This is a genomic window from Arthrobacter sp. StoSoilB13 (genome assembly GCF_019977255.1).
GTDB lineage: Bacteria > Actinomycetota > Actinomycetes > Actinomycetales > Micrococcaceae > Arthrobacter.
On the sequence record NZ_AP024647.1, the window covers coordinates 2,266,491 to 2,287,490 of the forward strand.

Consider the following 21,000-nt stretch of genomic DNA (forward strand, 5'->3'; position numbering starts at 1 on the left):
AAATGGGTTGATTTTGCGCGCTCAAAAAACCAAAAAGGGTCAGGAAGTCCCACGGTAAGTAAGCTTATTAATGGATGGCGCATGACGTCGTCTCGGGCAAAACCGAACCGAGTCAGAGGAGGACATTGTGACCACGAAGGTAGACAAGACAATCCTGGTCAACGTTCCGGTGAGTACGGCCTACAGTCAATGGACGCATTTCGAGGAGTTTCCCCGTTTCATGGGCGGAGTGGAACGCGTGACGCGCCTGGGCGAGGACCGTCTGGAATGGGTAGCCGAGATCGCTGGCGTCCATCGCCGCTGGGAAGCAAAGATCGTCCAGCAGGACATGGACCGGGCCGTGGCCTGGGCCGCGGTGGAAGGTGCCAAGAATGCAGGCTGGGTGGACTTCAAGGAAGCCGGACCGAGCCAAACGTCCTTGCATCTGTCGCTGGAATACGAACCGCACGGCGTCCTTGAATTCCTGGGCGACAAATTACATGTGGTTGAAAGGCAGGCGGAGTCGGACTTGAAGAAGTTCAAGGAATTCGTCGAGCACAAGGCACCCGAACGGGCTGCTGACACGAGCACCATGGCTACACCTGCCGACACAACAACCGGCACAAGCGCGACAACCAGCACGAGCGCAGCAGCCGGTGCCGCAACAGCGGCCAGCACCAGCGCAGCAGCAGGGGCTTCAACAGGGGCCGACAAGGATGCACCCACCGACGTCCCGATCGTAGATCCCATCACGCACGCCTTCGATCAGACCAACGGCCTGGCAGATCTGGACGGCGATTCCGACGAGACAGCGGACAGCGATACGCGCAGTGCCGCGGAACGGAAGGACGACGAGGGCTTCGGCCCGGGTTACATCCCACCTATGGGCGGGCTGCCCGGCCAGCGGTAGCGGGCACCCCCCCACAGAAGAAACAACCAGTGCCGCCCGGATCACCAAGATCCGGGCGGCACTCCTGTAAATAACCTCTGGTTGCAAGGGCGTTGTTAAGGGCCGCTAGTTCTGACCGGCATAGGCGACGGCGGGCATCGCCGGCGCCTGCATGCCCTCGCCGATGTAGAAGCTCGGGTGCGGCGGCTGGTTGTAGGCCACGTTCTCCCGGGCGACGGATGTACGGTACACCGTGTCGTGCATCAGCGTCCGCAGGCGAACATCGGTGGGAGCCGTGGTGGTGTAGACGCGCAGCTCGGTGCTGTCCGTGGACGGCCAGGCGATCTCTTCACGCCAGTCTCCCAGGATGTCTGCCTGGATGGACGGGTTTCCCTTGGTGGTGTTGTTACTGCGGGCGCCGTCGGCCGTCAGGAGACGGTTGCTCTGTTCGGTTTCCCAATTCCACTTGGAGATGGTCGGAACGCCACGGGACACCGTGGCATCGTAATCGTGGTCCACAATCTCGCGGAGGAGATCGCCATCCCACCAGGCCAGGAAGTTCGCTGCGGGAATCTTCTCCGCGATCAGCTCTCCCTTGGCAGACATCAGCTGGCCTACGGGTGAATCCCACGCAGCGGAACCGCCTACCGCCCAACCTTCAGCCCCGGCATATCGGGGATCGATGTCCCCTGCTGCTCCGCGGCCGGTGTCCTTGATGGCCGGGATGCTCCAGAGAACCTCACCCGTGGCAGCGTCACGGAAGGTGGCTCCCCTGTTGCCGCTCTGGCTCATGCTTTCGTGGACAGCGAAGGTTTCAAGGCCGGGCCTGGACGGATCAAGGTCGCTGGTGTGGATCGCGTCGCCATGGCCCAACTTGGTGTTGTAAAGCGGCTGGCCGTTGTCATCGATGGTCATGGAGCCAAAGACGAACTCGTCCTTGCCGTCCTGGTCCACGTCCACTACGGAGAGGTTGTGGTTGCCTTGCCCCTTGTACTCGTCACCGGCCAGGTTGGAATCGAACGTCCACCGCTTCACGAGCTTGCCGTTCACGAGGTCGTACGTCACCAGGACGGTGCGGGTGTAGTAGCCACGGCTGAACATCATGGACGGGTGTTCGCCGTCGAGGTACGCCACGCCCGCAAGGAACCGGTCCACGCGGTTGCCGTAGGTGTCGCCCCAGCTGGAAACGGTGCCGCGCTCGGGTGCGTAAGCCACCGTATCCATGATGGTTCCGGTCTCGCCCTTGAAGACCGTCAGGAATTCCGGGCCGGACAGGACATAACCGGAACTGTTGCGGAAGTCGGCGTCGGCGTTTCCGATCACCGTGCCCGCCGCGTCACGGGTGCCGTCCGCTGTCTTGAAGGAAACCTCGGCCTTGCCGTCGCCGTCGAAGTCGTAGGCCAGAACCTGGGTGTAGTGTGCGCCGGCGCGGATGTTGCGTCCCAGATCGATGCGCCACAGCTTGGTGCCGTCCAGCTTGTACGCATCGACGTAAACGTTGCCCGTGTAGCCGGACTGCGAGTTGTCCTTGGCGTTGGACGGCGCCCACGTCTGAATGACCTCATACTTGCCGTCGCCGTCGAGGTCGGCCACGGTGGCATCGTTGGCCGAGTACGTGTAGGCCTTGCCGGCAGGGGTCACGCCATCGGCAGGCTTATCGAGCTTGATGGCCAGGTAGTTCTGCGCCAGCGGCGTGACTGCTTCGGTCAATTTGTCCTGGCCTTGGCCATTTCCAACGGTCTTGATGACGTAGCTGGACTCCGGGGTTCCGTCAGGGTCCACGAACATTGTGGCGTTGCGGATGGGCTCCTCGGTGATGTTGACGCCGTCACGCAACACCTGGAAACCCACGGTGTCCTCATCCAGGCCGAGCATTCGCCAGCTCACGGTAACGCCTTGGTCGGTCAAGACGGCGATGGGTGCCCGGTCCAGATATTCCACCTGTCGCTTGAGCGTCGGGCCAGCCTTTTCGGCAGGCACGACGCCGGGAAGACCGGCTTGCGTTGACGGGCCGACCGGGGCCGGAGCTGCTTGGGCGACCGGGAGTCCTGTCAGGGCTATGGCTGCGGCGGCCAGGGAAGCTGACGCTGCCAACGGCAGGCCCCTGAACGCACGGCCGTTGGTACTGCGGGAGGAACACTTCATGGGGTAAGCCAAAGAACATCTCCTTTGATGCTGGGCGGCAGTGGGCCTGCCGAACGCTGTTTGGAACGTTTCAATACATGGCAAAGCGCATCCCTCGCAATGGTTCAAGGGGGGGTGAGAAAACGCTTTCCGCCTCAATGTTTACCAGTGGCAAAACACGGCAGTCAAGAGTTTGACCGAAGTGAACAGAACGGGACTCGCTTCCTCCTGACCTTCTTTGCAGCCGAAGGGCCCGCAAATCCAACTGATTGGAGTTGTTTTGACGCGGTCGAAGATTCAAAGAAAGTCAGGAGCCCACGCCCATTCCTCTAAGGGGTAGCGTTCCAAGGGAGTGGTCCACCCTTGAAAGGAACATCATGACTACCTGGCTCATCACTGGCTGCTCCACCGGACTCGGCCGCGCGCTGGCCCAAGCCGTGCTCGCGCGGGGCGATAACGCCGTCGTCACCGCCCGCGACGTCTCCAAGCTGCAGGACCTGGCCACAGAATTTCCGACGACGGCCCTCGCCGTCGCACTCGATGTCACCGAGCAGTCGCAGATTGAAGCCGCCATGAAGGAGGCCGAAGAACGCTTTGGCGCGGTGGACGTCCTGGTCAACAACGCCGGTTATGGTTACCGCGCAGCCATTGAAGAGGGCGACGACGGCGACGTCCGGGCGCTGTTCGATACCAACGTTTTTGGTCCGGTGGCCATGATCAAGGCCGTCCTGCCTGCGATGCGCTCCCGCCGATCCGGTGCGATCGTGAACATTTCCTCCATTGGCGCCCGGATCTGCCCGCCCGGTTCCGGCTATTACTCAGCAACGAAGACGGCGCTGGAAGGCCCTGTCCGGCTCGTTGCAGAAGGAACTGAAGCCTCTGGGAATCTCCGTGACAGTGGTGGAGCCCGGTGCATTCCGGACGGATTTTGCGGGGCGTTCGCTGACGCAATCTGCCCAGGCGATCCAGGACTACGCAGAGACGGCCGGGAAGCGTCGCAAGGAAAATGACACCGTCCACGGCACCCAGCCCGGCGACCCGGACAAAGCCGCAGAGGTGATTATCGCCGCGGTCCAAGCAGCTGAGACGCCCGCCTTCCTTCTGCTGGGTGCCGACGCCGTCTACGCCTACGGAGCGGTGGAGGAAGCCCAGCGCGCCGAGGTGGATCGTTGGCGCGAGCAGAGCATCAGCACGGGTTACACGGAGTAACGTCCAACGTGTAATCGGTCACACTTGGCCGGATCAGCTTGTCAATCGCGGTAGGCAGCATGAACCATGAATGAGGGAATTCGTTCCCATACAAGCTGAATCAGCAATCCTCACCGACGAGGATGCGGCCCCTGCGAAGAAGCTTGGGGCTGTTAACGGCCTGAGTGAAAGTACTGACAATGACGACACATACTGACTCCATCACGCTGAAAATCTGGGACAAGTCGGCAATCGACCACACCATCGACGCCGCCATCCGGGATCTTTCCCCCCGCGCCGCTGCAGAAAACTGCGGCATTGCAGTAACGCTCAGCGGACCGAAAACCTTCACCGTTAGCCTGAGCCGCTAAGCAGCTCAAACGCACCACAAGAGGACGACGCCGGGACCTCCCGGCGTCGTCCTCTTGCGTTTTCTGCATATTGACGCCGTCCGGGTACTCCTGATCAAACCTTGAGACTTCCTTGATGCTTTGCGGGCAGCTTTCTTGCGTTCGCGTTGGAACCCTAAGTGAAACACCACTTCAAGGTTCGAACGGAGGTATCCCACATGTATCGGGGCGTCAATTCAGAGACAACTCCCGCACCACGAGGATCCCATCGTGCCCCTGGCGGTGTGGTTACGGTTCTGGTCCCGGCACACAACGAATCCGCTGGCATTACCCAAACCCTTATCTCGCTGAACAACCAGACCCGCCGCCCTGATCGCGTGATCGTGGTGGCCGATAACTGCACTGACGATACTGAAGAACTGGCCTTGGCCCAGGGCGTCGAAGTCTTCCACACGGTCGGCAACAAGGATAAGAAAGCCGGTGCCCTGAACTTCGCCCTGGGGCAATTTCTTCCCGGAGCTGATCCCGACGACCTGGTTCTGGTGCAGGACGCCGATTCGCAGCTCGCCCCGGACTTCATCGAGAATGCCACCAACAACCTCCTCAACGACGAACTGCTGGGCGCCGTGGGCGGAGTGTTCAGCGGTGGACCCGGAGGCGGATTTGTAGGACACCTGCAACGAAATGAGTACGCCCGCTACGCCAGGGATATAAAGCGTCTCCACGGCAGATGCCTGGTAGTCACGGGGACTGCGGCGTTATTCCGCATTCGAACCCTTCGGGACGTCGTCGCAGCACGATTGAACGGAACGCTTCCTCCCGGAAATGGCGAGGGCGGCGTCTACGATACCTCGGTGCTGACCGAAGACAACGAATTGTCCTTCGCACTCCTCACCCTCGGATACCGCATAGCTTCACCATCAAACTGCACGCTGGTTACCGAAGTCATGCCCACGTGGCGGGAACTATGGTCGCAGCGGCTTCGCTGGAAGCGCGGAGCCGTGGAGAACTGTGTGCAGTACGGGTGGACCAAAGTCACCAGGGCCTACTGGGGACGGCAGTTCCTCTCCATGCTCGGCCTCCTGGTGACCTTGGCCTATCTCGGATCCATCGTCTTTGCCCTGACCACCGGAATGGGACTGAATGTCCACCCATTCTGGCTCGCCGTCACCTGCATCTTCGTCCTGGAACGCATAGTGACCCTGCGTTTCCGGGGTTGGAGGTACATGTTGCTTGCCGCAACCATGTACGAAACCGTCATCGACGTTTTCCTCCAGGCAGTCCACGCCAAGGCCTACCTGGACGCCGCACTCAACAGAAAGAAAGTTTGGTAAACGACTCATGTACAACAACCCGGCAGGATCCGTAGGCGCAGCAATTGCAGGAGGGGCCGGCTCCGGCACTCTTGCCATGACCGGCGCCGGGGACCTCTTCTGGTTCGCACTGGCCGCCTTCGCCATGCTGGCTCTTGGCCTGGCCATCAAGAGGATGGTCCCGGTCCGCGCGCAGAAAAACTAGCGCGCACAGAGAAACCATCAAGCCCAGCAAACCCGCAGTTGTGTCGGATCACGCCCCCAGCGCGACACAACTGCGGGTTTGTTGCCTTAACCCGACGTTCCTTAACTTACGAGTGCCGTATTGGCGGAGTACTTGGATACCGAGGTGTACCCGGCCTTCGTTCCTGTAACCCGCACCCGCATGGTGTCTCCTTGATCCGCGCCCACTAGAACGTAGGTCCTGGCAGTTGCCCCAGTGATCGCAACACCGGAGCGATACCACTGATAGGTCAAGGTGGTTCCCGAGGTCCACGTCCCCGGGTTGGCAGTCAGTGTGGAACCAACAGTGAGCGTCCCTGTGACCGTGGGAGTAGGGGCAAGCAGCGTACCGGCCACCACGGCAGCCGTGGGTGCCGATTCCTTCGTGGCGGTGGCGTAGCCGGCTTTGGTGCCTGTAACCCGGACGGTCAACGTGGCACCTTGATCCGCTGCTGCAAGGACACGCGTGGGGGCCGTTGCACCGGCGATGGCCGTGCCGTTCTTGAACCACTGATAAGTCAACGCGGTTCCGGTGGTCCACGCGCCTGGGTTGGCAGTCAATGTTGATCCCACTGCCGCCGTTCCGGAGATAGTGGGTGTTGGGGCCGTCAACGGGATGCCTGGTACGAATGAGAAATCACGGATCGTCACGGATTCAGGTGCCACATGGGCAGCATCACCGCCGCCACCTCCGGTAACCCAGAGATTGAAATGGATCTGTTCGTTGGCCGGAAGTGGAACCGTGGAGCCCTGCAGGATCGTCCTCTTCAACAGCGTTCCGCTGTATCCTTCACCGGCAAACGTCTCAAAGGTGAGCTTGCCCGGTTCCCAAACCATCCTGTGGGTAAGGATCGGGGCGTTCGTGACATCGAACGTGACAGTGTTGTTGCCCTGTCCAGGAGGCAGTGTGGCGTCAAACCAATAGCCATGGCCTTGGGTGACAGGCCAGTTCTGGCCATAGGCAGCTCCGCCTCCCCAAGCGGACGCCTCGCAGAGGTCGATCTCCGTGTAGCCAAGTTCCGCCGCGGGGTCATAGGTGAACAGGCAGCCCCAGACCACTTCCTTCTGGAGCGCGCTCACGTCCTTTTCCACTGTGGTGCTGTACGTTCCGTAGCCGAATCCCTCACGCGTGGACTGGAACTCTGCACCCTTGGGAGCCGAACCGGTTGGGTTGGTGATGGACAGTTTGACGTACCGATTGGCGTCCGGGTTGCTTACGTTGTTGGCGTCCCAGCTCGCGTTGTACATCGGGGCCCCGCCCCAGAAGCGTTTCTGCCAGTTGAAACCCTTCCAGGCAAAGCTGCCCACAGGGCCGGGATCCTCAGCCATGGGGGTTGTATCGGCCGCCCGGGATGGGCCCGCTCCAGCGAGCATTGATAAGCCCACCGCCAGTACAACGGCCAAACCTGCTGCTTTTATTCGCCCATGCGGAATGAGCCCTACTGACCATGCCATAGCCGTGTCCTCCATTGATGCGCCCAGACTCGTCGTCGGCAAAAACCGGCGACCGCAAAGACGTTCCACCCCCACGAGGAACGTGCAGTTCCTCGATTATCAAGTAGACGTGAGCCCGTAGGAAGGGAATTGACGAACCAAAACGGGCGATATGCCATCAATTGGATAACGGCAGCGTGGCCGGGAGTAATCTTGGCTTTGTCTATTCATTTCGCGTTCACATCATGACGCCGGGAGGTCGCATCACGATTCGCAGCGCTGGGATCCTGCTGTACCGGCAAGGTTCCACTGGAGAGTTGGAACTCTGGATTGCCCACATGGGTGGGCCTTTTTGGGCGCACAAGGACGAGCATGCATGGTCAATTCCCAAGGGTGAGTACTTTGAGGATGAAGACCCGCTGATTGCTGCCCGACGCGAATTCACCGAGGAAATTGGTACTCCACCGCCACCCGGCGACTACATGTTATTAGGGGTTTTCAAACAGCCCTCCGGCAAACTCATCACGACTTTCACTGCAGAGGCAGACTCCTTCCAGCCCGATGAAATCGTCAGCAATACCTTTCCCATGGAATGGCCCAAGGGGTCCGGCTCCATCAAGGAATTCCCTGAGATAGACGATGCCCGATGGTTTGGGGACGCCACGGCCCGGACAAAGCTCGTCAAAGGGCAGCTGCCGATTGTGGACGCTTTGGTCCGGCACCTTGGCGGGAAAGCCCCTTAGGGGCCCTCGCCAGCGGGAATCAGGCGCCCTTCTTGGCAACGAATTGTCGAATCCAGTCAATGGTCTCCGGGTGGTCCAAGTGCAGGCCATGTCCTGCTCCGGGAACCCTGACAAGCACCGAACGGCAAATGTGCTCGCGGAGCAGGACGGCGTTCGGTAACGGCGTAAGGGCATCCCTGGTGCCATGAATAATCAGAGTCGGGGCCTTGATATCGCCTAGCCGGCTCCAGGCATCGTGCTCACGACTGGCCTTGAAATGCCGCGCCTTGGCCCAGGCCGAAGCGTGGGAAGTGAAGAACGTGTGCGTGGCCTCCGGGTTGTTGCGCACCCAGTCTTCATCAAAGAAGAGCGGTACCAAGCGGTCCATATCCCCGCTGACGAGGGCTTGCAAGGCAGCCTTGGCCGGGTCCGTACCCTCCCCCGGCCACTGGCCTCCACTGGTGGCGGCCAGGACCAGCGTCCGTACTTTCTCCGGATAGTCGATGGCCAACCACTGCGCTACGCGTCCGCCCATGGAGTGGCCGTACACGTGTGCTACATCAACGCCCGCAGCTTTGAGGACCTCGGCTGCATCCCCCGCCATCAGCTTTGTGGTGTAACGCGCGGCGTCACCCTTGCTGCTGCGGCCAATGCCCCGGTGATCGAAGCGGATGACGCGGTAGGAGCGGGAGAGAAGCTTCGCCGTCGGACCCCAACCGTCCATGGCGGTCGCTTGGCCGGCAATCAACAGCATTGGTTCGCCGTCGCCTTCGGACGTCCAGGCGAGTTCAGCGCCATCGGGGGCCACGGCAAAGTTCACCGTGCCACTGTATCTTCCGGACGACGCCGGCGCTGTGGTGCACGACATAAGGAGCTGCCGTTCGAAGCGTCGAAGCATTAGCGTTGAATAATGACCGCTGAGTACAGGTACGACGTCGAGGTTCTGCATCTTTTGGTGTCGCCGGCGCACGCCTATTTTGGCCGTGCCCGCGAAGGTGCCGCGGACGTTCCGACGACGGACGCTGGGCAGGCCGAGCTTGTGGCCGGCAAGGGCATCGTCGGGGACAGGTTCTTCGGCAAGGCCGCCCACATGGACGCCGCCGTGACGGTATTCGCGGTGGAAGCACTCGAGTCCATTGCCGCTGAACTGGATGCCGGACCTTTCGATCCGTTGGTAACCCGGCGAAACGTGGTGCTTCGCGGGGCCGAGCTGGCTCCGTTGCTGGGGCATGAGTTCACTCTGGAGTCCTGCGGCGACTCCGTGCGGCTAAAGGCAGGCAGGCCAGCACATCCTTGCGCCTGGATGGACCAGATGCTGGCACCGGGGGCACACAAGGCGATGCGCGGCAGGGGCGGGGTTCGCTGCCAGGTGATTTCCGGGGGTCTCCTGCACCGCGGACCTGCTGTCTTGGTAAGCCCCGTGCCATTGGACCCATCCCGGGCGGGCGAGGCCACGGTCCTCCGGCCATCCCGGCTTCCTTGATTACAGCAGGCTCACACCTCTTCAGCCGCCGGCGCTGCAAACTGCGCCTCATACAGCCTCGAATATGCCCCACCAGCAGCGAGCAGCTCAGCGTGTGTCCCCTGTTCCACGATCTGCCCGGATTCCATGACCAGGATGAGATCGGCGTCGCGGATGGTGGAAAGCCGGTGCGCGATGACGAAGCTGGTCCGGTCAGAGCGGAGTGCGTTCATGGCTTTCTGCACCAAGACCTCGGTACGGGTATCCACCGAGCTGGTGGCTTCATCAAGGATCAGCACCGACGGACGGGACAAGAAGGCGCGGGCGATGGTGAGCAGCTGCTTCTCGCCGGCGGAGACATTGCCGCCTTCGTCGTCGAGCACTGTGTCGTAGCCCTCGGGAAGGGAACGGACGAACCGATCCACGTAGGTGGCCTGGGCAGCTTCAAGGATCTCGGGTTCGGAAGCGGTGGGCCGGCCATAGGCGATGTTGTCGCGGATGGTCCCGCCGAACAGCCACGTATCCTGCAGGACCATGCCCATCCGCGAGCGCAGTTCCTGCCGTGACATGGTGGCGATGTCCACGCCGTCGAGGGTTATGCGTCCTGCGTCCAGTTCGTAGAAGCGCATCATGAGGTTCACCAGGGTGGTCTTGCCCGCACCTGTTGGCCCAACGATGGCAATGCTTTGACCGGGCTCGGCCACCAGGCTGAGGTACGTGATGAGTGGCTTGTCGGGCAGGTACCGGAAGGACACATTCTCGAAGACGAGCCGCCCGCGCGCTGGGCCCCTGGACTGGCCGGAAACAGGTTCCGGGGATTCTTCCTCCTCATCCAGAAGGTCGAACACGCGTTCCGCCGAGGCAACGCCGGATTGGAGCATGTTGGCCATGGATCCCAGTTGCGCCAAGGGCATGGTGAATTGCCGTGAGTATTGGATGAAGGCCTGCACGTCACCCAATTGCATCGCTCCAGAGGCCACTTGCAGGCCGCCCACCACAGCGATGCCCACGTACACCAGGTTCCCGATGAAGGTCATGGCCGGCATGATCAGGCCGCTCACGAATTGTGCCCCGAAGCTCGCCTGGTACAGCTCGCTGTTCTTGGCGCGGAACTTCGCTTGGACTTCGTTTTGCCGGCCGAAGACCTTCACGAGTGCGTGGCCGGTGTACGTTTCCTCGATCTGCCCGTTGAGCTCGCCGGTGTTTTTCCATTGCGCGACGAACAGTTTCTGTGAACGCTTGGCAATCACCACCGTGGTCCCCAGGGTGAGCGGGATGGTCACCAACGCAATCAGGGCCAGCAGGGGCGAGAGCAGGAACATCATCACCAGCACGCCAAGCACGGTCAGCAGCGAGGACACTACCTGGCTGATGGATTGCTGCAGGCTTTGGGAGATGTTGTCGACGTCGTTGGTCACCCGGCTGAGCAGCTCACCACGTTGGATGGAATCGAAATACCGCAGGGGAAGCCGATGGATTTTCGCTTCGATCCGCTCACGGAGGCGGTACACGGTCCGCTGGACGACGCCGTTGAGCACGTAGGCCCTGCATCCAACCGAACGCTGAGGCCAGGACATACAGCGCCAGCACCCAGAGCAGCACGGAGGACAGCGCGCCGAAATCAATGCCGACGCCGGGTGTCAGGTTCATGGCGCTCAGCATGTCGGCTTTGTTGTTCTCGCCGGAGGCGCGCAGGCCAGCAATTACTTGGGCTTTGGAAACCCCTGGGGGCAGTTGTTTGGACACGACGCCGGCGAAGATGAGGTTGGTTCCTTCGCCAAGCAGCCTGGGTCCGATCACGGACAAAGTAACGCTGACCACTGCGAAGACCACCACAAGTGTCAGCCAGAACCGCTCAGGCCGCAACGTGCCCAGGAGCCGCCTGGCCGAGGCACCAAAGTTGGCGGCCTTCTCGGCCGGGATGCTCATTCCAGCGAACGGACCACCACGTCCAGGCCCCATGGGTGGCCGCTGTGGCCCGCGTTGACCAGTTGTCATGGCGCTCATGCCGCCTCCTCCGCAGCTAGCTGGGAGGACACGATTTCCCTGTACGTTTCGGAAGTCTCCAACAGCTCATCGTGCGTTCCCTGCCCAACGATCCTGCCGTCGTCGAGCACTAGTATCTGGTCCGCGTCCGCGATGCTGGAGACGCGCTGGGCGATGATCACCAGCGTGGCACCGTTGGTGTGATGTTTGAGGGCCAGCCGGAGGCGGGCGTCGGTAGCCGTGTCCAGCGAGGAAAACGAATCGTCGAAAATGTACAGTTCCGGCTGTTTCACCAGTGCCCGGGCAATGGCCAGGCGTTGCCTTTGCCCTCCGGAAACGTTGGTGCCGCCTTGGGAGATAGGTGCATCCAGTCCACCTTCCATCTCTTCAACAAAGTCCCGAGCCTGGGCCACTGAAAGGGCCTGCCACAGCTCGTCGTCGCTGGCGTCGGGTTTGCCGTACTGAAGGTTGCTGCGAACAGTGCCTGAGAACAGATAGGGCCGTTGGGGCACCAGGCCGATATGCCCCCACAGCAGGTCCGGATGGAGCTCGCGGATGTCCACGCCGTCCATTCGAACCGCGCCTGCAGTGGCGTCGAACAGCCGCGGCATGAGGTTCACCAACGTGGTTTTGCCGGCGCCGGTGCTGCCAATAATCGCCGTGGTCTGGCCGGCCAGGGCGGTAAAGCTGACGCCGCTGAGCACCGGCTGCTCGGCGCCCGGGTAGGCGAATCCGACGTCGCGCATCTCCAGTTCGCCCCGGCGGATACCGCCGGTAACAGGATTCGACGGCGGCTGGACACTTGATTCGGTCTCCAGCACCTCACCGATCCGGTCGGCGGAAACGGACGCGCGCGGGATCATCACGGCCATGAAAGTGGCCATCATGACGGACATCAGGATCTGCATGAGGTAGCTGAGGAAAGCGATGAGCGTGCCTACCTGCATGGAACCGTCCTCGATCCGGAACGAGCCGAACCAAATCACCGCCACACTGGAAATGTTCATGACCAGCATGACCACCGGGAACATGAGCGCCATCAAACGGCCTGCACGCAGCGCGACGTCAGTGACGTCGTCGTTCGCCTTTCCGAACCGGGAGGTCTCCATGTCTTCACGCACGAACGCCCGGACCACGCGGATGCCGGTGAGTTGTTCGCGCAGGACACGGTTGACGGCGTCGATCCGAACCTGCATTTTGCGGAACAACGGAACCATCCGGGTAACGATCAGCCCGACGGCCACCAGCAATACCGGCACGCAGACCGCGATCAACCAGGACAGTTGGGCGTCCTGCCGAACTGCCATGATGACGCCGCCAATGCTGAGCATGGGGGCCGCAACCATAAGCGTGCAGGACATGAGGACCAATTGCTGAACCTGCTGGACATCGTTGGTGGACCGCGTGATCAAGGACGGCGCCCCGAACTTGGTGACTTCCTGCTCGGAGAACTCCCCCACCCTGGCAAAGATGGCGTCCCGCAGGTCGCGGCCCATTCCCATGGCTGCTTTCGCGCCGAAGTACACGGCAACCACGGCACAGGCGATCTGCAGCAGGGTGATCAGCAGCATGAGGCCGCCCATGCGCAGGATGTAATCGGTGTCTCCGGTAGCGACACCGTTATCGATGATGTCGGCGTTGAGCGTAGGCAGGTAAAGGGACGCGATGGATTGCGCCAATTGAAATACGACGACGGCAACCAGCAACCGCTGGTGCGGCTTCAGGAACCGAACGAGAACCTTCCAAAGCATGGGGACTCCGAACCAACGTAGTGAACCGAAGGCCAGTTTACGTCTGGTTGCTGTGGGCAACTAGAGGAAAAATCAGCCCACTGCTTTCCTGTTCAAACCTTGCATGGCAGTCTGCGTTCCGGTGCCGCTTTTGGGCAGGTACGTGAAAAGACGGAGGGCAGGGAACTGCGGGACACCCAGCACCATGGGAGCGAAGCTAAGGCGGCCCACAGCCGGGTGGTCGTACACAACATCCACATGGTACGAATCGCCAACCACTTGCCGCTCCCATAATTCGCGGAAAGCTTCCGAGACCTGGCACAGGCCCCGGGCCATGGCGTCGAAACGGTGATCGTCAGGGAAGTTGGCTGATTGCGCACGGAACTGCGCCACCATGGAGCGGGCCATCATCTCCTTGTGCACGTGCGGCCGGGCAAGCTCGGGATCCGTAAAGAACCGTTGGAGGCAGCTTTCGCCCACACGCGTATCGAAGGTTTCCGCGGCCGTCGAATTCATGACCACGACGGTCCAAAAAGGGTCCGCGACGTAGCTGGGATTCGCCATGGCATCCACGAGTTGCTGCAGCAGAGCGAGCTGGGCGTCGCCTACGTCGAAGTTGTGGCCGGCAGCCTGTCCCAAAGCCGGCCCACCGGCCGCGCTGTCCTTGTTGCCGGTCAGACCTGAACGACGCGCGGACGCGAGCCGCCGGACGTACGTCCGGTCCTCCGGGCTCAGCCGCAGTGCGTTCGAAATGGCATCGAGGATTTCCTCCGAGGCCCCAATCGCCCGCCCCTGCTCCAGCCATGTGTACCAGGAGACGCCGACATTGGCCAGGACGGCCACCTCTTCGCGCCTGAGTCCGGGAGTCCGGCGTCGTGGGCTGACTGGTAACCCGACATCCTGGGGACGGGTCTGCTCGCGGCGCGTGCGAAAGAACTCGCCAAGGCGGGCGTGGTTGGAGCGGGCTTGATGGGAAAGAGGCTGGTCGGCAGGCAATGGGTCTCCAGTAAAAAGACGAGCGTCCGGCCGACCTTCGCGGTGACGCGGGGGCCGGCCGGACGAACCGGTGAGCAGGATCCAAACGGATGTTCCGTGTTCCTGCAGGATCTGGTTACTGCAAGACCCGCTCCCGTTCGGAGCGCACGTCCAACTGCGCGTATTCCTCGGCTGCCAGGCGTGTGGCGTCCTGGGGACTCATGCGCGGCTCCAGGTTGAAGAGCGAAGCAATCTTCTGGAGGCGTTCCTCCACGGAACCTGACACAACGTGGAAGGGGATGCCCAACTCGTCCATGGTGTTCTGCAGGATCTCATCCGACATGTTCCGGAATTGATCATTGACCGGGCGGTGTCCGTCAGCAGAGAGCGGAAGCTCGTTCTTCAGGTGCACGAACACATCGAAGGAGTTCTTGACGTGCCTCTTGAAGCTGTTGCCCAGACTGGTCATCACCTCTTCGAAGAACGCCAGTTCCGGAGTCTTCTCCACACTCTCCCCCGCCGCCAGGTGCGCTGAGGCACTGGGGTTCAGCCCGAGGGAAACCCGCACGGACCCGTAGATCCATTCCTGCAGCGATGAACCGTCGGAGATGAAACCGTCCGAGAGCTTGTCTTCATACACTGCACGCTCCACATGTCGGGTCACGATCATCTGGATGAGCTCCGCGGCGGTGCATTCCTCAAGGGTCTTGCCAGGGGCGGCCTCGGGCAGGATTTCCCGCATGGTCCTGGCCCTGGTGCGGGGCAACCCGGTGTAGTGGGAAAGTGCCATGGACGTGAACGTCTTGCCCGAGGAATAGGTGCCCGAAATGCCAATGCGCACAAGGAACCCCTAGTCGTTGACGAGCTGGAGGGTGCCCGCGGCGCTGAGCTTGCCGGCGAATTCGATTGCAGCGTCGCTCAGGTCCGCTTCTGCAACCTGGCGGGTGCCATCGACGTCGCCATTGAGGACCGTGGGAGCGAAGCGAACGTGGGTTGCGTCCTGGATGCCCACAAAGTTCAGCCAGTCAGCGAAGAAGGTGCTGCTGAAGTCGGAGCCGAAAGCGGCCGGAACACCCGGAGCGTAAACCCCGCTCGTGTGGATCGCCAGAGCCTGCTTGCCCTCCATGAGGCCGCGGTAGCCCTGCTCCGGGTCAAATCCGAAGCTCCAGCCGGGCTGGGTGATGATGTCGATCCACTGCTTCAGCACGTAGGGGACGCCCGAGTTCCACATGGGGATGTTGAAGACATACGCGTCGGCTGCAGCGAACTGATCAAACACAGCGCGTGCGGATTCCCAGGCGGCAACCTGCTCCGGCGTCTGGTCCTGTCCGGTGAAGACAGCCATCTTGGCGGCGGCCGCGATCCGACCGAAAACAGGCAACGCACCGTCGTCGAACAAGTTCAGGGTCTCCAGCTCAAAGCTCTCCGGACCGGCAGCCTGGACGGAGTCGATAAAGTGCCGGGCCAACCGCAGGGAGTCGCTGTTGGCGTAGCGGGGAGAAGCGTTGATGTGGAGGATGGTAGGCATTGGCTTCCTTTCGAGGCTTTGCTGCGGGGACGCTTTGTGCCCCGTATTCGATCCTCACCCGGCTGCCGGGTGCAGCGTAAGAACGCACTTTTTTGTGCCTAGGGCACCTCAAAGTGCCCTCACCTGGAAGGCTTCACATTGCCGGAGCGGTCCCTAGGATTCTTCCTGTGGAAGAATCCGGAAGCCCCATCACGGGCCAAAGCAGCGGCACGTCCCAGGCCGCCTACACAGACATCGACGGCACCGTCACCGCCTACAACACCATTTTCGAGTTCCTCCGCTTCGACGCCGGCTACTCCCGCCAAGCCGAAGCGGAGGACTTCCTTGAGGGCCTGCGGGCCGCAGCCAGGAATGGCGTACCGCGCTCCGTGACAAACGCCCGATACTTCAGCTGGTGGCGGGGCCGCAGCGTGAGCGAAGTCCAGGAACTCGGCGAGCGCTGGGCAGATTTCCAGGCCTCGTCACCGGATAGCTGGGCCTTCCTGGAACCCGTGGCTTCCCTCCTGGACAAACACATCGCGGAGGGACGGCGCATCGTGGCCGTCACGGCGTCGTTCGAGCCGGCTTTGGTACGTGTTCGACGGCGGTGGCCCCACCTTGAGCTGCTGTGCACGTTCCCGACTACCGCCAATGGCATCTATACCGGCGACATCGTGGAGGCCCTGGTAGCCGACGCCAAAGCGCGGGCCGTGGCAGCACACGCTGCAGCGTTCTCGGTGGACCTGTCAGGCAGTTTCGCCTACGGGGACCACAGTTCGGACCTTCCTTTCATGGCCTTGGCCGGAGAATCGCTGCTGGTCACCCCGGTTAAGGTTTGAGTCACCGGTTCCCCACCTGCAACAACCCCCAAGTATGCTGTGGCAAGCAGTCCACTTGATGAGGAAAGTATTGGGGATATGACTCTCACGGCTGAACAGAAACGCATGAAGGCCCGGAAGCACTACAACGCTTCCCTGGATCTTTGCCCGGCACGACAGCTGCTTGAGGCCATCAGCAGCAAGTGGGTCACCTTGGTGATGCTCGCGCTGGAGGACGGGCAGCAGCGCCACAGCGACCTCCGCAAACGGATACCCGGCGCTAGCCAGAAAATGTTGACCTCCACCCTCCGCTCGCTTGAACGGGATGGACTGGTCTTACGGCATGTGACCGTCTCCGTCCCCGTGCGAACTGACTACGAACTCACTCCGCGCGGACATTCGCTGCTGCGGATCATCTTCGAGATGAAGGAGTGGGCCGAGGAACACATGGACGACGTCGCCGCCTCCCGCATGGAACACGACCGCCACCGGCTCGCTTTCAACTAGCGCCGGGACACCGGAAATGCACCTGTTTTGCCTGCACCACGCGGGCGGAACCACGGCCAGTTTTGCGGGCTGGCGTTTTGACGGCGTGCACGTCACCAAGCTCGGATACCGCGGCAGGGATTTCCGTTCCGTTGGTGCCGCCGCGGCCGCCATGGCCGATCGAATCGCAAGCTCGCAGTCGGGGCAGTTGGCGCTCTATGGCCACAGCATGGGCGCCGTGCTCGCCTTCGAGGCCGCCCTTCGGCTTCAGGACACCGGGCGGGTGCTGCACGTGTTCCTGGCAGCCGCGCGGCCGCCGTCGGGAATGTACGACGCCGGCGCTGCCGCGGCAGCCGCTGCCGGCGCCCACTCCGAGCGGGCCCGGGAAGTACTGCTTGAGGACCTGGAATTGTTGGACAGCTATCCCGAGAGGCTGCCCGCCCGCCAGTTGAAGGTGCCGGCCACGGTCCTCTACAGCCCTGATGATCCTGTGGTTACGGCTTCGGAGTCACGGCGCTGGGCGGATTGGTGCGCGCAGAAGCCACGATTGATCGAGGTAGTCGGTGGGGGCCATCTGTTCCATATAGGAAACCCGAAGGTCAGGGCGATTGTGGCAGCCACCCTGTCGGACGCCAGCGTTCACACCGAAACACTTTAGCGCCACGGAAAACGCCCGGCGACGCCCGGATATGGGCAGCGTCAGGCGTTTTCCGTGGCAGTGAACGAGAAAGCCCTAGGCTCCCGCGCTCACGAGTTCGCGGTCAAGGGCGGTCTTGCCGGCAGCGAATATCGCGGCCATTTGCGCAACGCGCCGCCCCAGGTGCTCTGCGGTAGCGATGTCTGCGGGATGAACGCCTTCGACACCGACGTCCGAGAATGTCTGGGCGGCGGCACCGTTGAAGTAGCCAAAGCGGTTGAGATCGTTTTCCGTGCCCTTGGTGCTCTTCCATCCCGGGAGAAGGCCCAGGTTGATCCAGTTCATGCCGTGCTGGGCTGCGAAAGTGGAGAAGTAGTCCAGGGTGGAATTCTTGTCGCCGGCCTTGCAGGCGGCATTGGTGAAGCCAGCCCCCAGCTTGTTGTGCCATTTCTGCACGGCCCAGCGGCCTGCGGTCTTCTCGGCGAAAGCATGGAATGCCGATGGCGCGGTGCCCATGTAGGTAGGGGCGCCGAAAATGATCGCATCTGCCTGGTCGATGAAATCCCAGGATTCCTGGGTCAGGTCATCCACGCGAAGGAGAGCCGTTGTGGCTCCGGTGGCGGCGGCAGCGGAAACCACTGCGTCTGCCAGGACCTTGGTGTGGCCCGAGCCTGAATAATAAACAACTGCAATCGCCGGAGTGGCCATCAGTGTCCTTCCTGTTTGTTCTCTGTGGTCGTGCGTCTACGTGTGATGGTGTGACTAGATGGCGGGCTGCAGGGCCAGCTTTTCCGTGACCATGCTTGCTGCGGCGCGGGCGCTGCCTGCCTCGGCGAGCTCGAATTCATCCACGCGAACACCGAATTTGTTGCTAAGGATCACGGCGGCTTCAACGAGTGACAATGAATCGATGTCAAGGTCGGCGAACGAGTCGTCTGGTCCCATGTGGCCGAGCTCGTCCATGGTGGACCCAATCGCCCCTACGACGTCCATTGCTGTAATTTCCATTTGCTTCCCCCTTTTACAGGTGGCCCGGGTTGGCCGGCGCCACAGTGGTCCTGCAGGCACCCCGGCCGGCAGGAATCGGTGTCCGGCCCTAGTGCGGGTCGACAACCGAGATCGATGGCCAGGTCATGGCAACGGCTCCCCAGGTAGTCCCTCCGCCAAAGGCAGTCAGGACCACCTTGTCTCCGGGGCTCCTGTGGCCTTTGGTTCCTGCGTCGGTCATGGCCAACGGGATGGATGCGGCTGAGGTATTGCCTACCCTGTCCAGATGGACCTCAGCCTTGGATGCCGGAATGCCGGTCACCGAAGCAACGGTGTTCAGGATCCGGAGGTTCGCCTGGTGCGCAATCAAGGAATCCACATCGCCGGCAGCCCAACCAGCGCTTGCGAGCACTGTTTCCACAGAACCGGACATCGCTGCGACTGCCTGCGCGAACACTTCTTTGCCCTGCATTTCAAAGAATGAACCAGGGCCTTCCGGCACGTGGATGAGCGTTTCGCCCTCGCCATCGGAGTGCAGCGTTGACGCCTTGATGGCCCCGGGTTCGTCTGCTGTTCCAGCGGACAAGTAAGCCGCGCCCGCTCCGTCCCCGAAGATCACCGAGGTGGTCCGGTCCCCCGGATCGAGCAAGCGGGTAAAGGTGTCCGCCCCGATCACCAGTGCCGAGTCCACGGATCCCGAACGGATAGCCCAGGTGGCCGTGGTCAAGGCATAGACAAATCCAGAGCAAACTGCGGACACATCGAAGGCAGCAATGCCCTTCAACCCCAGGTTCGCCGCCACCTTGGGTGCCGTGGCCGGGCAGACCTTGTCCGGCGTCGAGGTCGCCACCAACAAAAGCTGCGCAGATTCGACGCCGGCACTGGCCAACGCCCGCCGACCCGCCGTCGTTGCCAGCACGCTGGTGCTTTCCGTTTCGTCAGAGTGGCGGCGCTCGGCGATGCCTGTCCTGCGCCTGATCCATTCGTCCGAAGTATCCATGACAGCAGACAGGTGCTCGTTGGTGACCACCTTCCGTGGCAGTGCTCCGCCCAGGCCCGCGGACAACGGCGGATGCCGCACTCATTTCCTATCCCCTACGGCAGCGCTTACTGCCGCAACCTGGGACGGCAGTTGGTGGGCAACGCTGCAAACTACTTCGCCGCCGTCGAACGTTCCTACGACATCAGCGCAGCGCCACCATCCGCCGTCCTTTTCGATCAACCGGCTCTTGTGCAGCCGCACTGCCAGACCGGTCCCCTGCCCGCCCCCATTCCTCGGGCAGGAGCCGTTGAGAGTGATGCGGGTTTTGCGCATCCACAAGGTGTTGCTGTCCGCGCGGTCCATGGAATCGAGCCGGTACAGGAGTACCTGTCCCAGCTGCAGCGAGGCAACAAAGTACTCGACGGCGGACAGCGTCTGCGGGTAGGCGGCCTCCAGCCCGCGGCGGTCATCCAGGCTTCGGCCCAGTGAGGGCTGCTGGGAGGGCTGCTGGCGGAATGAGAGCTGCGCACTGGCCGTTCCTTCACCGGGATCCAGGACCACGTCCAGCAGCGAGACCTGCCGTTCTGCCCACAGCCCACCGTAGAGGCGCGTGCCGGCGTCACCCACCAAAGCTTCCTCCGACGGAGACTGGACTGACGCCAGCCCGAGCTCGGCGTGCTCATGGGCCACTTCCAGTAAGGCGGTCATGGACGCAACAGAGCAGCGAAGGACCGAAGCGTGTCCCAGGTCCTGCAGCGTCGCCCGGCATTCGAGATCGCCCAGCGCACCTTCAACAGGCTCACTGCCACCCGAAATGGTCACCGACGCCAGGTAGGCGGCAGGCAACAGCCCGGGAGAATACCGGCTGGCCAACAAAGCCTCCGCCATCCTGGCAGCCAAAACAAGGACATCCGTGGTGCCAAGGTGCGGGGTTTGCTCCGAGTTCCCCTTCATGGACCACGTACCTTCAACGCCAAGGGCTGCGCGGGCAGTGAGCGTGGATTCGGAGACCGTGTGGTTTACGCGGAGTTCCCGCAGCCTGGGGTTGGTGGTCTTGTAGCCGTGGCTGAAGAACCGACCGCGACCATCGCCCAGGAGTTCGTCGATGGAGGTGTAACTCCGGGTGCTGGAGTGCAGGGCAAGTGGCATGGGTATTCCTAGGATCGTCATCGGCGGTGATCCTAGAATCCATCGCGCAGCCGACCGCAA

General features: G+C 62.0%; 22 protein-coding genes and 1 pseudogene. 11 read left to right on the top strand and 12 right to left on the bottom strand.

Features of this window, described 5'->3' with window-relative positions; all coding sequences use genetic code 11:
• Positions 1–127 precede the first annotated feature (127 nt).
• Entirely contained in the window at positions 128–889 is a 762-nt protein-coding gene (locus LDP01_RS10540; RefSeq protein ID WP_224088930.1) for an SRPBCC family protein, read from the top strand.
• A gap of 105 nt (positions 890–994) precedes the next feature.
• Here LDP01_RS10540 and LDP01_RS10545 read toward each other — a convergent pair whose 3' ends face one another.
• Positions 995–3,013: a rhamnogalacturonan lyase gene (locus LDP01_RS10545; protein WP_224088932.1), complete on the bottom strand. Its 2,019-nt coding sequence runs from the start codon at positions 3,011–3,013 to the stop codon at positions 995–997.
• 356 nt (positions 3,014–3,369) lie between these two features.
• On the opposite strand from LDP01_RS10545, the gene LDP01_RS10550 reads away from it, so the two are divergent.
• From LDP01_RS10550 to LDP01_RS10565, 5 genes are all read left to right on the top strand, one after another.
• Positions 3,370–4,002: an SDR family NAD(P)-dependent oxidoreductase gene (locus tag LDP01_RS10550; RefSeq protein WP_346658884.1), complete on the top strand. Its 633-nt coding sequence runs from the start codon at positions 3,370–3,372 to the stop codon at positions 4,000–4,002.
• Between the two features lie 46 nt (positions 4,003–4,048).
• Positions 4,049–4,201 (top strand): hypothetical protein, encoded by a 153-nt coding sequence (locus LDP01_RS23730; RefSeq protein ID WP_346658885.1) that lies wholly within the window; start codon positions 4,049–4,051, stop codon positions 4,199–4,201.
• A gap of 179 nt (positions 4,202–4,380) precedes the next feature.
• Positions 4,381–4,551, top strand: coding sequence for a hypothetical protein (locus LDP01_RS10555; protein ID WP_216926503.1), 171 nt, complete (start codon positions 4,381–4,383; stop codon positions 4,549–4,551).
• A gap of 158 nt (positions 4,552–4,709) precedes the next feature.
• Positions 4,710–5,864 (top strand): glycosyltransferase family 2 protein, encoded by a 1,155-nt coding sequence (locus LDP01_RS10560; RefSeq protein ID WP_224088934.1) that lies wholly within the window; start codon positions 4,710–4,712, stop codon positions 5,862–5,864.
• 7 nt (positions 5,865–5,871) lie between these two features.
• The gene (locus LDP01_RS10565) at positions 5,872–6,048 is read left to right on the top strand and encodes a hypothetical protein (RefSeq protein WP_224088936.1); all 177 of its coding nucleotides are present in this window, start codon (positions 5,872–5,874) and stop codon (positions 6,046–6,048) included.
• Between the two features lie 101 nt (positions 6,049–6,149).
• Here the strand turns inward: LDP01_RS10565 and LDP01_RS10570 are convergent, their stop codons facing one another.
• Positions 6,150–7,394, bottom strand: coding sequence for a hypothetical protein (locus LDP01_RS10570; RefSeq protein WP_224088937.1), 1,245 nt, complete (start codon positions 7,392–7,394; stop codon positions 6,150–6,152).
• A gap of 368 nt (positions 7,395–7,762) precedes the next feature.
• On the opposite strand from LDP01_RS10570, the gene LDP01_RS10575 reads away from it, so the two are divergent.
• Positions 7,763–8,242 carry an NUDIX hydrolase gene (locus tag LDP01_RS10575; protein ID WP_224091166.1) on the top strand — a complete coding sequence of 160 codons (480 nt, stop codon included), beginning with the start codon at positions 7,763–7,765 and terminating at the stop codon, positions 8,240–8,242.
• Positions 8,243–8,261: 19 nt separating this feature from the next.
• Here the strand turns inward: LDP01_RS10575 and LDP01_RS10580 are convergent, their stop codons facing one another.
• A complete protein-coding gene (locus LDP01_RS10580) occupies positions 8,262–9,041 on the bottom strand; it encodes an alpha/beta fold hydrolase (RefSeq protein WP_224088938.1) in 780 nt (259 codons plus the stop codon).
• Positions 9,042–9,131: 90 nt separating this feature from the next.
• Between LDP01_RS10580 and LDP01_RS10585 the strand changes: the two genes are divergently transcribed.
• Complete coding sequence (locus LDP01_RS10585) at positions 9,132–9,704, top strand: MOSC domain-containing protein (RefSeq protein WP_224088939.1); 573 nt, start codon at positions 9,132–9,134, stop codon at positions 9,702–9,704.
• A gap of 11 nt (positions 9,705–9,715) precedes the next feature.
• On the opposite strand, the pseudogene LDP01_RS10590 reads toward LDP01_RS10585, so the two are convergent.
• The 5 genes and pseudogenes from LDP01_RS10590 to LDP01_RS10610 all read right to left on the bottom strand — a co-directional run bounded on the left by LDP01_RS10590 (position 9,716) and on the right by LDP01_RS10610 (position 15,902).
• A pseudogene (locus tag LDP01_RS10590) lies at positions 9,716–11,690 on the bottom strand (ABC transporter ATP-binding protein).
• Positions 11,687–13,420: an ABC transporter ATP-binding protein gene (locus tag LDP01_RS10595; protein ID WP_224088940.1), complete on the bottom strand. Its 1,734-nt coding sequence runs from the start codon at positions 13,418–13,420 to the stop codon at positions 11,687–11,689. The pseudogene LDP01_RS10590 and the gene LDP01_RS10595 overlap by 4 nt, the downstream one beginning before the upstream one ends.
• Before the next feature lie 72 nt (positions 13,421–13,492).
• Positions 13,493–14,395 carry a helix-turn-helix transcriptional regulator gene (locus LDP01_RS10600; RefSeq protein ID WP_224088941.1) on the bottom strand — a complete coding sequence of 301 codons (903 nt, stop codon included), beginning with the start codon at positions 14,393–14,395 and terminating at the stop codon, positions 13,493–13,495.
• A 115-nt stretch (positions 14,396–14,510) separates the two neighbouring features.
• Positions 14,511–15,215 (bottom strand): AAA family ATPase, encoded by a 705-nt coding sequence (locus LDP01_RS10605; RefSeq protein ID WP_224088942.1) that lies wholly within the window; start codon positions 15,213–15,215, stop codon positions 14,511–14,513.
• Between the two features lie 9 nt (positions 15,216–15,224).
• Positions 15,225–15,902, bottom strand: a complete 678-nt coding sequence (locus LDP01_RS10610) for an FMN-dependent NADH-azoreductase (RefSeq protein ID WP_224088943.1) — start codon at positions 15,900–15,902, stop codon at positions 15,225–15,227.
• A 167-nt stretch (positions 15,903–16,069) separates the two neighbouring features.
• Here LDP01_RS10610 and LDP01_RS10615 point away from each other — a divergent pair, with 167 nt between their 5' ends.
• The 3 genes from LDP01_RS10615 to LDP01_RS10625 all read left to right on the top strand — a co-directional run bounded on the left by LDP01_RS10615 (position 16,070) and on the right by LDP01_RS10625 (position 17,843).
• Positions 16,070–16,720 (top strand): HAD family hydrolase, encoded by a 651-nt coding sequence (locus LDP01_RS10615; protein WP_224088945.1) that lies wholly within the window; start codon positions 16,070–16,072, stop codon positions 16,718–16,720.
• A gap of 78 nt (positions 16,721–16,798) precedes the next feature.
• Complete coding sequence (locus LDP01_RS10620; protein WP_223934520.1) at positions 16,799–17,206, top strand: winged helix-turn-helix transcriptional regulator; 408 nt, start codon at positions 16,799–16,801, stop codon at positions 17,204–17,206.
• Between the two features lie 16 nt (positions 17,207–17,222).
• A complete protein-coding gene (locus tag LDP01_RS10625) occupies positions 17,223–17,843 on the top strand; it encodes a thioesterase II family protein (protein ID WP_224088946.1) in 621 nt (206 codons plus the stop codon).
• 75 nt (positions 17,844–17,918) lie between these two features.
• Here LDP01_RS10625 and LDP01_RS10630 read toward each other — a convergent pair whose 3' ends face one another.
• From LDP01_RS10630 to LDP01_RS10645, 4 genes are all read right to left on the bottom strand, one after another.
• The gene (locus tag LDP01_RS10630) at positions 17,919–18,530 is read right to left on the bottom strand and encodes a flavodoxin family protein (RefSeq protein ID WP_224088947.1); all 612 of its coding nucleotides are present in this window, start codon (positions 18,528–18,530) and stop codon (positions 17,919–17,921) included.
• A gap of 54 nt (positions 18,531–18,584) precedes the next feature.
• On the bottom strand, positions 18,585–18,830 hold the full coding sequence (locus LDP01_RS10635) for an acyl carrier protein (RefSeq protein WP_224088948.1): 246 nt from the start codon (positions 18,828–18,830) through the stop codon (positions 18,585–18,587).
• A gap of 88 nt (positions 18,831–18,918) precedes the next feature.
• A complete protein-coding gene (locus tag LDP01_RS10640; RefSeq protein WP_224088949.1) occupies positions 18,919–19,890 on the bottom strand; it encodes a beta-ketoacyl-ACP synthase III in 972 nt (323 codons plus the stop codon).
• Entirely contained in the window at positions 19,891–20,940 is a 1,050-nt protein-coding gene (locus tag LDP01_RS10645; protein WP_224088950.1) for an AvrD family protein, read from the bottom strand. It lies immediately after the preceding gene.
• Between the last annotated feature and the right edge of the window lie 60 nt (positions 20,941–21,000).

What these genes read in the sequence shown, in the direction of transcription:
- LDP01_RS10545 (WP_224088932.1), bottom strand. Translation starts at nt 3,013, where the DNA reads ATGAAGTGTTCCTCCCGCAGTACCAACGGCCGTGCGTTCAGGGGCCTG.
- LDP01_RS10550 (WP_346658884.1), top strand. Translation starts at nt 3,370, where the DNA reads ATGACTACCTGGCTCATCACTGGCTGCTCCACCGGACTCGGCCGCGCG.
- LDP01_RS10555 (WP_216926503.1), top strand. Translation starts at nt 4,381, where the DNA reads ATGACGACACATACTGACTCCATCACGCTGAAAATCTGGGACAAGTCG.
- LDP01_RS10565 (WP_224088936.1), top strand. Translation starts at nt 5,872, where the DNA reads ATGTACAACAACCCGGCAGGATCCGTAGGCGCAGCAATTGCAGGAGGG.
- LDP01_RS10570 (WP_224088937.1), bottom strand. Translation starts at nt 7,394, where the DNA reads ATGGCTGAGGATCCCGGCCCTGTGGGCAGCTTTGCCTGGAAGGGTTTC.
- LDP01_RS10585 (WP_224088939.1), top strand. Translation starts at nt 9,132, where the DNA reads ATGACCGCTGAGTACAGGTACGACGTCGAGGTTCTGCATCTTTTGGTG.
- LDP01_RS10595 (WP_224088940.1), bottom strand. Translation starts at nt 13,420, where the DNA reads ATGCTTTGGAAGGTTCTCGTTCGGTTCCTGAAGCCGCACCAGCGGTTG.
- LDP01_RS10610 (WP_224088943.1), bottom strand. Translation starts at nt 15,902, where the DNA reads ATGCCTACCATCCTCCACATCAACGCTTCTCCCCGCTACGCCAACAGC.
- LDP01_RS10620 (WP_223934520.1), top strand. Translation starts at nt 16,799, where the DNA reads ATGACTCTCACGGCTGAACAGAAACGCATGAAGGCCCGGAAGCACTAC.
- LDP01_RS10625 (WP_224088946.1), top strand. Translation starts at nt 17,223, where the DNA reads ATGCACCTGTTTTGCCTGCACCACGCGGGCGGAACCACGGCCAGTTTT.
- LDP01_RS10630 (WP_224088947.1), bottom strand. Translation starts at nt 18,530, where the DNA reads ATGGCCACTCCGGCGATTGCAGTTGTTTATTATTCAGGCTCGGGCCAC.
- LDP01_RS10635 (WP_224088948.1), bottom strand. Translation starts at nt 18,830, where the DNA reads ATGGAAATTACAGCAATGGACGTCGTAGGGGCGATTGGGTCCACCATG.
- LDP01_RS10645 (WP_224088950.1), bottom strand. Translation starts at nt 20,940, where the DNA reads ATGCCACTTGCCCTGCACTCCAGCACCCGGAGTTACACCTCCATCGAC.